General features: G+C 68.2%; 10 protein-coding genes. All 10 read right to left on the minus strand.

Features of this window, described 5'->3' with window-relative positions; translation table 11 throughout:
• Window positions 1-73 precede the first annotated feature (73 nt).
• The 10 genes from etfB to AC5W54_RS05360 all read right to left on the minus strand — a co-directional run bounded on the left by etfB (window position 74) and on the right by AC5W54_RS05360 (window position 12,525).
• Window positions 74-868: an electron transfer flavoprotein subunit beta gene (gene etfB, locus AC5W54_RS05315; RefSeq protein WP_495961035.1), complete on the minus strand. Its 795-nt coding sequence runs from the start codon at window positions 866-868 to the stop codon at window positions 74-76.
• Entirely contained in the window at window positions 858-2,147 is a 1,290-nt protein-coding gene (etfA, locus tag AC5W54_RS05320) for an electron transfer flavoprotein subunit alpha (protein ID WP_495961036.1), read from the minus strand. Before etfA ends, etfB begins: the two co-directional genes overlap by 11 nt.
• Window positions 2,147-4,102: a (Fe-S)-binding protein gene (locus tag AC5W54_RS05325; protein WP_495961037.1), complete on the minus strand. Its 1,956-nt coding sequence runs from the start codon at window positions 4,100-4,102 to the stop codon at window positions 2,147-2,149. The genes etfA and AC5W54_RS05325 overlap by 1 nt, the downstream gene beginning before the upstream one ends.
• Window positions 4,103-4,274: 172 nt before the next feature.
• Entirely contained in the window at window positions 4,275-6,347 is a 2,073-nt protein-coding gene (gene dgcA, locus AC5W54_RS05330) for a dimethylglycine demethylation protein DgcA (protein ID WP_495961038.1), read from the minus strand.
• A 25-nt stretch (window positions 6,348-6,372) separates the two neighbouring features.
• Complete coding sequence (locus tag AC5W54_RS05335; protein WP_495961039.1) at window positions 6,373-6,918, minus strand: DUF5943 domain-containing protein; 546 nt, start codon at window positions 6,916-6,918, stop codon at window positions 6,373-6,375.
• A 183-nt stretch (window positions 6,919-7,101) separates the two neighbouring features.
• Entirely contained in the window at window positions 7,102-8,079 is a 978-nt protein-coding gene (locus AC5W54_RS05340) for a dipeptidase (RefSeq protein ID WP_495961040.1), read from the minus strand.
• 173 nt (window positions 8,080-8,252) lie between these two features.
• Window positions 8,253-8,957, minus strand: a complete 705-nt coding sequence (gene mtgA, locus AC5W54_RS05345; protein ID WP_495961041.1) for a monofunctional biosynthetic peptidoglycan transglycosylase — start codon at window positions 8,955-8,957, stop codon at window positions 8,253-8,255.
• A gap of 66 nt (window positions 8,958-9,023) precedes the next feature.
• The gene (gene gbdR, locus AC5W54_RS05350) at window positions 9,024-10,166 is read right to left on the minus strand and encodes a choline metabolism transcriptional regulator GbdR (protein WP_495961042.1); all 1,143 of its coding nucleotides are present in this window, start codon (window positions 10,164-10,166) and stop codon (window positions 9,024-9,026) included.
• Between the two features lie 246 nt (window positions 10,167-10,412).
• On the minus strand, window positions 10,413-11,267 hold the full coding sequence (gene fghA, locus AC5W54_RS05355) for an S-formylglutathione hydrolase (RefSeq protein ID WP_495961043.1): 855 nt from the start codon (window positions 11,265-11,267) through the stop codon (window positions 10,413-10,415).
• Window positions 11,268-11,415: 148 nt separating this feature from the next.
• Window positions 11,416-12,525 (minus strand): S-(hydroxymethyl)glutathione dehydrogenase/class III alcohol dehydrogenase, encoded by a 1,110-nt coding sequence (locus tag AC5W54_RS05360; RefSeq protein ID WP_495961044.1) that lies wholly within the window; start codon window positions 12,523-12,525, stop codon window positions 11,416-11,418.
• Window positions 12,526-12,569 lie beyond the last annotated feature (44 nt).

Genomic DNA, 12,569 nt, shown 5'->3' on the forward strand with positions numbered 1-12,569 from the left:
GCGGGCCCCTCATGCGCAAGCCCCGGCACTGTGGCCGGGGCTCATCATGGGTCGCGGGTGACGCCTCCGGCCGCTACCGCAGCACGCCCTCCTCCTCGAGCAGCTTGAGGATCGCCTCGGCGCCCTGCTCGGGCGTCACCTCGGTGAGCACCTGACCGGAACCGCCCTCGGCCTTGGCGGCGGCGGCCTTGAAGCGCTCGCGGGCCGAGGCGGCCTTGACGATCTTGAGACGCTTGGGGCGCTTGCGTGCCGGCGAGAGCGTCCACTCGGCCAGGGCCTCGTCCATCACCGCCTCCTCGGCGCCGGGCTCCAGCCGCGCACGGCGTGCCGGGCCGAAGGCGCTCTGGCGCGCCGCGGGGGCGGCGCCGTCCACGGTGATGATGGCCGGCAGCCGCACCCGAAGGCGTCGCCGCTGGCCCCGGGGCAGGGCCTGCAGCACCGTCGCCACACCGTTCTCGATGCCTTCCACCTCGGCCAGGCCATTGACCAGCGGCCAGCCCAGGCGCTCGGCCAGGGCATAGGGCAGCAGCCCCGAGCCCTCGCCGCGCTCGGCGCGTGCCCCGGCGATCACCAGTTGCGGCGGTGCCGCGGCGAGTCGCCGGGCCAGGGCCGGCACCACGTCGGCCCCTGCCGGCTGCTCCACCAGGGTCAGCTGGTCCAGCCCCATCCCGAGGTACCCTCGCAGGGCGGTCTCGCTGTCGTCGCCACCGGGGCCGGCGTGCAGCAGGCGCACCCGGGCACCCGGCAGCGCCAGCGCCACCTCGACACCGCGGGCATCCTGATCGGCACGACGCGCCCGGCCGGTGACCGGGTGACGGCCCACCGAGACCAGCACCGCCACCTCGAAGGCTTGATGTTCAGGCTGCATCGCGACGCCCTCCGCTCTGTTGTTCCGCTCGCCGTGTTGCCACCCGTTCGACCAGGGCGGCGAGGATCTCGGCGGCATCGCCGATCACCGCGAGATCGGCACGCTTGATCATGTCGCAGCCGGGGTCGCGGTTGATCGCCACCACCTTGTCGCAGCTCTGAATGCCCTGCAGGTGCTGGATGGCACCACTGATGCCCACCGCCACATAGACCCGGGCGGTGACCCAGGTGCCGGTGGCGCCCACCTGGCGATCCCGCGGCATGAAGCCGTCGTCCACGGCCACCCGCGAGGCCCCCTCGGTGGCCCCGAGGACTTCGGCGGCACGATGGTAACCGTCCCAGTCCCTGACGCCGTTGCCGGCGGAGAGGATGAACTCGGCCTCGGCCAGGGCGACGCCGGCGGGATCGACCGCCACCTGGCCCAGGTCCTCGATACGCGAGAAGGCGCTGGGAATCACCTCCGCCAGGCTCAGGGGCTCGGCGGCGTGACGGGTCTCGTCCACCGGCTCGGCGCACTCGGCGAGCGCCAGGGCGACCCGCGGCAAGGGCCGCTGGATATCCAGGCTCTCCGCCGCGCCGCGGGCGGTACAGCGCCAGCCGGACTCGGACGCCTCGAGCTGCCAGACGCCGGTGGCGGGCCGCTCGCCCAGGCGCATCGCCAGGCGACGGCCCAAGTCGGCCCCGCCCAGCGGGGAGTCGGGCAAGAGCCAGTGGCGCGGCGCCAGCTCCCGCTCCACGGCGGAGAGCGCCGCCAGCCGGGCCTCGGGCGCGAAGCCGGCATAGGCGTCGTCGGCGAGGTGCAGCAGGCGATCGATGCCCGCCTCGCCAAACGCCTCCTCCTTGTGCTCGCCGAACACCACGGCCAGCACGGCGCCGGGGCGCTCGGGGTCGGCATCGGCCAGGCGCCGGGCCAGGCCCAGCAGGTCCTTGTCGTGGCCAGAGAGGCGCCCGCCGGCGAGTTCCGGCACCACCGCCACCAGGAAGGCCGGGGCCTCGATGGTGACGTTGCGACGGCTATCCTGGGCCGCCTGCCGGGCACCGCCCGCGGCCTGGCCACCCTGCTGGGCGCCACTGCGGTCGATGCGCTTGACGCCATTGGGGCCGATGAAGCCGATGGCATGGGGATTCTTGCGAATGACCCCGTTGGGACCCAGCCACTCGCTAGCGGCCCCGCCACCCCCGATTTCTCCAAGTGCGGCGAGCACGCTCAGGTGCTCGGGATGCAGGCGGTTACGGGCAATCCACTCGCGACGTGGATCGCGGCGACGAATCTCGCTCATCAGATCACCTCCTCGGCCTGGGGCCGGTGGGTCGCACCGGCGGCGGGACGCGCCACCAGGGCGTCGGCCACCAGCTCGGCGATATCGCGCACCTCGGCGCTGGCATCCACCACCCCCTCCAGCATGGCGGTGCACTGAGGACAGCCCACCGCCACCAGCTCGGCGCCGGTCTCCCTGACGTCGTTCATGCGCATATCGGGAATCCGCCGCTCGCCGGGAATATCGGTGATCGGCGCCCCGCCGCCACCGCCGCAGCAGCGCGAGCGGAAGCCGGAGCGTTCCATCTCCTTGACCTCGATGCCCAGCGCCTTGAGCACGTTGCGCGGCGCCTCGTATTCGCCGTTGTAGCGGCCCAGGTAGCAGGGGTCGTGATAGGTGACGCTGCCGCCCTTCCAGGGCGCGAAGGCCAGCCGGCCGGCGTCATACAGCTCGGCGATAAAGGTGCTGTGGTGGTTCACCCGATAGTTGCCACCCAGCTCGCCGTACTCGTTGCCCAGCACATGGAAGCTGTGGGGGTCGCAGGTGACGATGCGCTGGAAGCGGTACTTCGCGAGGGTGGCGATATTGCGCCTGGCCAGGGACTGGAAGGTCGCCTCGTCGCCCAGGCGCCGCGCCACGTCGCCGCTGTCGCGCTCCTCGGTGCCCAGCACCGCGAACTCCACCTCGGCGGCGCGCAGCACCTTGACCAGGGCCCGCAGGGTGCGCTGGTTGCGCATATCGAAGGCGCCGTCGCCCAGCCACAGCAGCACCTCGGCCTGCTTGACGTCGGCCATCAGCGGCAGGTTGAGGTCCGCCGCCCAGTGCAGCCGCGAGCCGGGGTCGAAGCCGCCGGGGTTGTCGGTGGCGATCAGATTGTCGAGCACCTCGGCCCCCTTGTTGGGGGTATTGCCGTGCTCCAGGGTCAGGAAGCGGCGCATGTCGACGATGGCGTCGACGTGCTCGATCATCATCGGGCACTCCTCGACGCAGGCACGGCAGGTGGTGCAGGACCACAGGGTCTCGGCATCGACCAGGGCCTTGCCCTCGCGAGCCACGATCGGCCCATGGGGATTGCCATGGTGCTCGCCTACCGGCTTGCCGGGGTAGGGGCTGCCGGCGTAGTTGGCATCGCTGCCACCGGCCAGGCCGACGACCATGTCCTGGATCAGCTTCTTGGGGTTGAGCGGCTGGCCCGCGGCGAAGGCCGGGCAGACCGCCTCGCAGCGCCCGCACTGCACGCAGGCGTCGAAGCCGAGCAGCTGGTTCCAGGTGAAGTCGGCGGGCGTCTCGACGCCCAGCTTGGCGTCGGAAGCGTCCAGATCCAGCGCCTTGAGGCCGGTCGAGCGGTTGCCCTCACCGAAGCGCTCGGGGCGACGGTGGAAGGCCAGGTGCAGGGCGCCGGCGAAGGCGTGCTTCATGGGCCCGCCCCAGGTCATGCCGAAGACCATCTCGCCCAGGCCCCAGACCACCACCGCGGCCAGTACCAACGCCAGGATCCAGCTACCGAAGTCGGCGGGCAGCAGGCCCACCGTCGGCAGGGTGATCAGGAAGACGCCCAATGAGAAGGCCATCAGGCTCTTGGGCAGGCGCATCCAGGGGCCCCTGGACAGGCGCGCCGGTGGATTGCGGCGCCGCTTGGCCACGAACAGGCTGCCCACGAACATAGTGGCGCTGGCCGCCAGCAGCAACCAGCCCAGCACGCCCTGGGCCAGGCCCAGGCCATGCACCAGGATCATCAGCACGGCAGCGGCCACGAAGCCACCGGCGGTGGCCACGTGGGTATTGGACATCACCTTGTCGCGCCCCACCACATGGTGCAGATCGACCAGGTAGCGGCGCGGCATGGCCGCCAGCCCCTTGAGCAGCGGCACGGCAGAGGGCCGCCCCTGGCGCCACAGGCGAACGCGCCGCCAGGCGCCGATCACCGCCAGCGCCAGGGCGGCGAAGATCAGGATCGGCAACAGAGTCTCGAGCATGGTACTCACCTCATGTCTGGAACGACTAGCTTGAGCGACGAGGCTGCTCCGGCGACAGGCCTCTGCGAGGGCGCTGTGAACCCGTCCCTGGGCGCTACATTTGCCATCCATGGCAAATGACCCTCGCTACGGCCTGCCCCCCGGCGCCTGCGTCTCCGGCTTCGCGCTCGAGTTAAAAGTCCTTGCAGATCCGCAGGGCGTCGTAGATGGCCGCATGGGTATTGCGCGGCGCCGTGCAGTCGCCCAGGCGGAACAGCAGGAAGCCGTCGCCCGCCTCGCTCAGGCAGGGCTGGGGCTGGATGGCGTAGAGCGCCTCCAGGTCCAGCTGGCCCTTGTTGCGGGACTGTTCCTTGAGGGCATAGTAGAGGCCCTCGTCGGGACGCACGCCGTTCTCCACCACCACCTGGTCGACCACCCGCTCCTCCAGGGCGCCGGTGTACTCGTTCTCGAGCACCGCCACCAGGCCGTCGCCCTCGCGGTAGACCTTGTGCAGCAGCAGGTCGGAGGTCATGATCACCTCCTTCTCGTAGAGGCTGCGGTAGTAGGTCGGGAAGGTGGTGCCGCCCACCGCCGCGCCCGGCTTGATGTCGTCGGTGACGATCTCCACCTTGGCGCCCTTGTCGGCCAGGTAGTCCGCCGCCGAGAGCCCGGAGAACTCGCAGATGGTGTCGTAGATCAGCACGTTCTTGCCCGGGGCGACCTTGCCCGAGAGGATGTCCCAGGTGCTGACCACCAGGCTCTCCTCGGGATTCTCCGAGTAGCCCCACTGCGGGTCCTGCTCCAGGAAGGGATGACCGCCGGTGGCCAGCACCACGATATCCGGGCGCAGGTCGAGCAGGGTCGCCTCGTCGGCGCGGGTGCCCAGGCGCAGGTCGACGTTCAGGCGCGCCAGCTCCAGCTGATACCAGCGGGTGATGCCGGCGATCTGGTCGCGCTGCGGGGCCTGGGCGGCGATGGTGATCTGCCCGCCGAGGCTATCTGCGGCCTCGAACAGGGTCACCTCATGGCCGCGCTCGGCGGCGACGCGGGCCGCCTCCATGCCGCCGGGGCCACCGCCCACCACCACCACCTTGCGCTTGGGTCCCTCGGACTTCTCGATGATATGCGGCAGGCCCATGTACTCGCGGGAGGTGGCGGCGTTCTGGATGCACAGCACGTCGAGGCCCTGATACTGGCGGTCGATGCAGTAGTTGGCGCCCACGCACTGCTTGATCTGGTCGATCTGGCCCATCTTGATCTTGGCGATCAGGTGCGGGTCGGCGATATGCGCCCGGGTCATGCCCACCAGGTCCACATAGCCACCCTCGAGGATGCGCTGGGCCTGGTTGGGGTCCTTGATGTTCTGGGCGTGGATCACCGGCACGCTGACCACTTCCTTGATGCCCGCCGCCAGGTGCAGGAAGGGCTCCGGCGGGTAGGACATGTTGGGAATGACGTTGGCCAGGGTGTTGTGGGTGTCGCAGCCGGAGCCGATCACGCCGAAGAAGTCCACCTGCCCGGTGGCATCGTAGTAGGCGGCGATCTGCTTCATGTCGTCGTGGGAGAGGCCGTCCGGGTGGAACTCGTCACCGCAGATGCGCATGCCCACCACGAAGTCGTCGCCGACCTCGGCGCGCACCGCCTTGAGCACCTCCATGCCGAAGCGCATGCGGTTCTCGAAGCTGCCGCCCCACTGGTCCTCGCGCTTGTTGACCCGCGGGCTCCAGAACTGGTCGATCAGGTGCTGGTGCACGGCGGAGAGCTCGACGCCGTCGAGGCCGCCTTCCTTGGCCCGGCGGGCGGCCTGGGCGAAGTCGCCGATGATGCGCCAGATCTCCTCCTCCTCGATGGTCTTGCAGGTGGAGCGGTGCACCGGCTCGCGGATGCCGGAGGGCGACAGCAGGGTCGACCAGTCGTAGCCGTCCCAGCGGGAGCGGCGCCCCATATGGGTGATCTGGATCATGATCTTGCCGCCGTGCTTGTGCACGGCATCGGCCAGGTTCTGGAAGTGCGGGATGATCCGGTCGGTGGAGAGGTTCACCGAGCTCCACCAGCCCTGGGGGCTGTCGATGGAGACCACCGAGGAGCCGCCGCAGATGCACAGGCCGCAGCCGCCCTTGGCCTTCTCCTCGTAGTACTTGACGTAGCGGTCGGTGGTCATGCCGCCGTCGGTGGCATGCACCTCGGCATGGGCGGTGCTGACGACCCGGTTACGGATGGTGAGCTTGCCGATCTCGATCGGCTGGAAGATCGCGTCGAATGCCATGGTTCTCTCTCCTCGTTCCCGGGACTTAGCGGGCGGTGCCGGTCAGCGGCTGGGTCTCGAAATAGCCCACCTCGCAGCCCTCTTCGGCGGCGCTCTGGGTCTGCTCGGCGACGGTGCGCAGGTCGCTGCCGCGGGCGGCGAGGATCTGGTCCATGGCACCGGCGAACCAGCCGGTGAACATGTACTCGATCTTGCGACCCACCTTGCCCAGCTGATAGACGAAGGCGCTGTGCTCCAGGCGCACCCGGCAGGTGCCGGCGTCGAGATCGATCACCTCGGTGATGAACTTGCCCCAGCCGCGCTGGGAGAGTCGCGTCATGTAGTGCTCGAACACCGCCTCGCCCTCGAGGCCATGGCACTCGGCCTCCTTCTCGCACCAGTGCCAGGCACTCTTGTAGCCAGCGTGGTAGAGGATCTCGGCGTATTTCTCGGCGCCCAGGGCTTCCTCGACGGCCATGTGATTGTTGATAAAGAAGTGCCGCGGCACATAGAGCATCGGCAGGGCATCGGTGGTCCAGACGCCGGTCTCGGCATCCACGTCAATGGGCAGTTCGGGGGCCATCTTGGTCACGGTGGTAGTCCTCTAAACTCGTTGTTCTTGGTCGTCAGTCGACAGGGGCTTTCCGGCGGCAGGGCTGCGAGGAGGCGCTGTGAACCCATCCCTGGGCGCTACCTCTTCCTTCCCTGGAAAAGGACCTCCTCTTCGGCCTGCCCCCGTCGCCCCCTCGGGCGATGCAAAGTGAGAAAGGTGTTATCAGGCGCCCCAGACGTCTTTGAGCACGCGCACCCAGTTCTCGCCCATGATCTTGCGGGTCTGCGATTCACTGAAGCCGCGACGCAACAGCGCCTCGGTGAGGTTGGGAAACTCGCCGATGGTACGGATGCCTTCGGGGTTGATGATCTTGCCGAAGCGGGTCAGGCGGCGGGCATAACCCTTGTCGTGGGTGAGCCACTCGAAGAAGTCCTGGCCGTGGCCCTGGGTGAAGTCGGTACCGATGCCGATGGCATCCTCGCCGACGATGTTCATCACGTACTCGATCGCCTCGACGTAGTCGTCGACGGTGGCGTCGACGCCGGCGCGCAGGAAGGGGGTGAACATGGTCACGCCGACGAAGCCGCCGCGGTCGGCGATGAACTTGAGCTCGGCGTCGGACTTGTTGCGCGGGTGCTCCTTGAGCCCGGAGGGCAGGCAGTGGGAGTAGCAGACCGGCTTGGTGGAGGCCTCGATCACCTCGGTGGAGGTCTTCTCGCCGACGTGGGAGAGGTCGCACATGATGCCCACACGGTTCATCTCGGCGACGATCTCGCGACCGAAGCCGGACAGCCCGCCGTCACGCTCGTAGCAACCGGTGCCCACCAGGTTCTGGGTGTTGTAGCACATCTGCACGATGCCCACGCCGAGCTGCTTGAAGACCTCGACGTAACCGATCTGGTCCTCGAAGGCGTGGGCGTTCTGGAAACCGTAGATGATGCCGGTCTTGCCCTCCTCCTTGGCCCGGGTGATGTCGGCGGTGGTGCGCACCGGATGCACCAGGTCGCTGCATTCGGCCATCAGGGCGCTGGACTTGACGATGTTGTCGACGGTGGCCTGGAATCCCTCCCACACCGAGACGGTGCAGTTGGCGGCGGTCAGGCCGCCGCGGCGCATGTCCTCGAACAGCTCGCGGTTCCACTTGGCGATGATCAGACCATCGATGACGATGGCGTCGTCGTGCAGCTCTCTGGGGGTCATGTCGGGGGCTCCGGGGTTGTGGTCGACTTGCCGGCAGCATATCCCCGGCCACCCCCGGTCCGGCGCTTGGAAGCGACGGAGAGAATTCCAAAAACGTCATCGCTTTCGCGATCGCGACGATAGCCATGCGCGAGAACCGCCATGAGCGAATGATAGTGCCAGGAAAGATAGTGCTAGAGCTGTTCCAGGTAGGCGATACCGCCCAGATTGCTCATCTGCTGGCGGATCCAGGCGCTGCGCCGCTCCACGTGAGGGCTGGGGCGGGCGGCGTCCCAGGCGCGCGGATTGGGCAGGATGGCGGCCAGGCGGCTGGCCTGGTAGGCAGTGAGCTGATCTGCCGAGACGCCGAAGTAGTGCTGGGCGGCGGCCTCCAGGCCGAAGACGCCATGGTCCCATTCGACGATGTTGAGATAGACCTCAAGGATGCGCTCCTTGGGCCACAGCGTCTCGATCAGCAGGGTGAACCAGGCTTCCAGGCCCTTGCGCAGCCAGCTGCGCCCGGTCCACAGGAAGAGGTTCTTGGCGGTCTGCTGGCTGATGGTACTCGCCCCGCGCAGGCGGTTGCCGTTGCGGCTGGCTTCCCAGGCGCGGCGCATCTCGTCGACATCGAAACCCCGGTGCATCGGGAAGCGCTGATCCTCGGCGGCGATCACCGCCAGCTTGGCATGGTCGGAGAGTGCCTCCCGGGCACGCCACTGGTGCTCGATGCGGATCGGCTCACGGGCCGCCCAGGACTGCACCTTGCGCTCGACCATCACCATGGAGCCGAACACCGGCAGCACCCGAAACAACAGCACCAGCAGCAGCGAGAGCCCGACGAAGCCGAGCAGCACCAGCGCCAGCAGGCGCCCCGCCCGGCGCCACGGCACACGGATCACGTCGGGGCCTCGCAAGGGGAAAGACCGGATGGCCGCAGGATTACGGCAAACCGCATCAAGCCCTCCTCATGGCTTCAACCGTACGCTGGCATAGGTGGGCTCGCCCCGTGCCTGGTCGAGGGCGACCACGGCACTGGAGACCGGTTCCAGCGGCACGGCCTCGAAGGCCGCCGCCCCCTGCAACAGGGCAGCCGCCTCCTTCTCCAGGGCCACCGGCGAGAGGTTGAGCGTGCCACTGCCCAGGCGCTCGTCGCGGGGCGGCATGCCGAAGAACTCCCGGTAGCACTTGGAAAAATGCGGTGTCGAGACGAAGCCGCAGGCCGAGGCCACCTCGATGATCGACATCGGGGTCTGCTTGAGCAGCTGACGGGCCCGGGTCAGGCGCAACTTGAGGTAGTAGCGCGACGGCGAGCAGTGCAGGTACTTCTGGAACAGCCGCTCCAGTTGACGGCGGGAGACGTCCACATAGTCGGCCAGCTCATCGAGGCCGATGGGCTCTTCCAGGTTGGCCTCCATCAGGGCGACGATCTCCAGCAGCTTGGGCTGGGTGGTGCCCAGCACGTGCTTGAGCGGCACCCGCTGGTGGTCGTGCTCGTTGCGCACCCGGTCGCAGATGAACATCTCCGAGATACCGGCAGCGAGTTCCCGGCCATGGTCGCGACCGATCAGGTTGAGCATCATGTCCAGCGGTGCGGTGCCACCCGAGGACGAGGCCCGGTCGCGGTCGATGGAGAACAGCCGGGTAGTCAGCACGACCCGTGGAAAGGCCTCCTGCATGGCGGCCAGGCACTCCCAGTGGATGCTGATCTCGTAGCCGTCCAGCAGCCCGGCCTTGGCCAGGGCCCAGCTGCCGGTACAGATGGCACCGAGTCGGCGGGAGAGCCGCGCCTGGGACTGCAGCCAGGTCACGTGCTCGCGCTGCACGCTGCGGCTCGGGCCGACACCGCCGCAGACAATGACCATGTCCAGCGTCAACGGCACCGTGATCGCCACGTCCGGGGTGACCTGCAGGCCATCGCTGGCCTTGACCGGCTCCCCGTCGACGCTCAGGGTGTACCAGCGGTAGAGTTCGCGACCGGCCAGTTGGTTGGCCATGCGCAGCGGCTCGATGGCGGAAGCGAGAGAGATGAGCGTGAAGTTGTCCAGCAGGAGGAAACCTAGGGTCTGCGTCCTGTCGTGGTCAGCGGGGGCTCGAGGATCGTGTTTCATCGTTGTCCCTCCAAACCCCGACGCCTCGCGAGGGTCGGTGTCACGATTTTCGGAGTTGTCGTTAGCTGCAAAAGCTCATGGCCAGGCCGGGAATCCCGACCCCACTGGCTGCCACCCTGCAGTGCCGCTGATAGTTGCACGTCGAAGGGGGGGAACACAATCGTTCCCTGACGCTTCGAGGGGCACTACCAGAACCGGGCCGGTATCGTCGCGATGCCAGCCGAAGCCCACGGCCCCGCCGCCCGCTCAGGCCTTGCTCAGATGCTCGGCGTGATAGCGCAGGTGGTCCTCGATGAAGGAGGCGATGAAGAAGTAGCTGTGGTCGTAGCCGGGCTGTCGCCGCAGCGTCAACGGGTGCTCGTGCTCGGCACACACCGCCTCCAGCCGTTCGGGCCTGAGCTGCTCATCGAGGAAGTCGTCCGCCTCGCCCTGATCGACGAACAGCGGCTGGCTCGAGGCGCCCCGGGCCACCAGCTCGCAGGCATCGTACTGAGTCCAGCTGCCAACGTCATCGCCCAGGTAGCCCGAGAAGGCCTTCTGGCCCCAGGGGCACTGGGTGGGGTTGACGATGGGGGCGAAGGCCGACACCGAGCGGTAGTGACCAGGACGGCGCAGCGCCATGGTCAGGGCACCGTGGCCGCCCATGGAGTGTCCGCTGATCGATTCGCGACCGTTGACCGGGAAGTGCTGGCGCACCACCGACGGCAGCTCCTCGGACACGTAGTCGTACATGCGGTAGTGCTGCTTCCAGGGTTCGCGGGTGGCGTTGACGTAGAAGCCGGCCCCGGAGCCGAAGTCATAGCTGTCGTGCTCACCGGGCAGGTCGGTGCCCCGGGGGCTGGTGTCCGGACAGACGATGGCGATGCCCAGCTCCGCGGCGACGCGATGGGCGCCAGCCTTCTGCATGAAGTTCTCGTCGGTGCAGGTCAACCCGGAGAGCCACCACAGCAGCGGGACACGCTGGGTCTCCGCCTGGGGGGGCAGGTAGATGGCGAACACCATCTCGCAATCGAGCGCCCGGGAACGGTGGCGGTAGCGCTTGTGCCAGCCGCCGAAGCTCTTGTTGGCCGACACCAGTTCCAGACTTTCGGTCATGGTCATGGGCGATTCTCCCTTGATGCCCACGGCAGTGGCCACTGGCCACTGCCTGGGGTGGAACGATATGGCTGACTTCCTTCGCGCGGTTTCGTACGCTTGTCAATCGCGCGGCTTCGGGCGCGTATCACCCGCGCGGCTTCGGGCGCGTGTATCAATAGTGCAGCACCGTCCGGATGCTTTCGCCCTTGTGCAGCAGCTCGAAGGCCTCGTTGATCTGCTCGAAGGGCAGGTCGTGGGTGATGAAGTCGTCGATGTTGATCTCGCCGTTCATGTAGCGCTCCACGTAGCCCGGCAGCTCGGTGCGGCCCTTGACCCCGCCGAACGCCGACCCCTTCCACACCCGCCCCGTCACCAGCTGGAACGGCCGCGTGCAGATCTCCTCGCCGGCCCCGGCCACGCCGATGATCACCGACTCGCCCCAGCCCTTGTGGCAGCACTCCAGCGCCGAGCGCATCACGTTCACGTTGCCGATGCACTCGAAGGAGTAGTCGACCCCGCCGTCGGTCAGGTCGACGATCACCTGCTGGATCGGGTCGCCATGGTCCTTGGGATTGACGAACTCGGTGGCGCCGAACTGCTTGGCCAGTGCGAACTTGTCGGGGTTGACGTCGATGGCGATGATCCGGCTGGCCTTGGCCATCACCGCCCCCTGGATCACCGCCAGCCCGATGGCGCCCAGGCCGAACACGGCGACGGTCGAGCCCGGCTCGACCTTGGCGGTGTTCATCACCGCGCCGATGCCGGTGGTCACCCCGCAGCCGAGCAGGCAGATCTTGTCCAGCGGTGCCTCCTTCGAGACCACCGCCAGCGACACCTCGGGCAGCACGGTGTACTCCGAGAAGGTGGAGGTGCCCATGTAGTGGTGCAGCATCTGGCCGTCGAGCGAGAAGCGCGAGGTGCCGTCGGGCATCACCCCCTTGCCCTGGGTGGCGCGCACGCTGCCGCAGAGGTTGGTCTTGCCGGAGAGGCAGAACTTGCACTGGCCGCACTCGGCGGTATACAGCGGGATGACGTGGTCGCCGGGGCGCAGGCTGGTGACGCCGGGCCCCACCTCCTCGACGATGCCGGCCCCCTCGTGGCCCAGCACCGCCGGGAAGTTGCCCTCCGGGTCGGCCCCGGAGAGGGTGAAGGCGTCGGTGTGGCAGACGCTGGTGGCCGCGATGCGCACCAGCACCTCGCCGGCCTTGGGCCCCTCGACGTCGATCTCGGTCAGCTCCAGCGGCTGGCCCGCGGCCAGGGCGACGGCGGCGCGTGATTTCATATGACTCTCCTGGATGGCATGCGTGTATGGAGGACAGTTTTCAG

Source organism: Halomonas sp. LMYGS-3 (assembly GCF_059509875.1).

Bases quoted from the DNA above. Each gene is read 5' to 3' on its own strand.
- etfA (WP_495961036.1), bottom strand. From the start codon at position 2,147: ATGAGCGAGATTCGTCGCCGCGATCCACGTCGCGAGTGGATTGCCCGT.
- gbdR (WP_495961042.1), bottom strand. From the start codon at position 10,166: ATGAAACACGATCCTCGAGCCCCCGCTGACCACGACAGGACGCAGACC.
- etfB (WP_495961035.1), bottom strand. From the start codon at position 868: ATGCAGCCTGAACATCAAGCCTTCGAGGTGGCGGTGCTGGTCTCGGTG.
- AC5W54_RS05340 (WP_495961040.1), bottom strand. From the start codon at position 8,079: ATGACCCCCAGAGAGCTGCACGACGACGCCATCGTCATCGATGGTCTG.
- fghA (WP_495961043.1), bottom strand. From the start codon at position 11,267: ATGACCATGACCGAAAGTCTGGAACTGGTGTCGGCCAACAAGAGCTTC.
- dgcA (WP_495961038.1), bottom strand. From the start codon at position 6,347: ATGGCATTCGACGCGATCTTCCAGCCGATCGAGATCGGCAAGCTCACC.
- AC5W54_RS05360 (WP_495961044.1), bottom strand. From the start codon at position 12,525: ATGAAATCACGCGCCGCCGTCGCCCTGGCCGCGGGCCAGCCGCTGGAG.
- AC5W54_RS05325 (WP_495961037.1), bottom strand. From the start codon at position 4,102: ATGCTCGAGACTCTGTTGCCGATCCTGATCTTCGCCGCCCTGGCGCTG.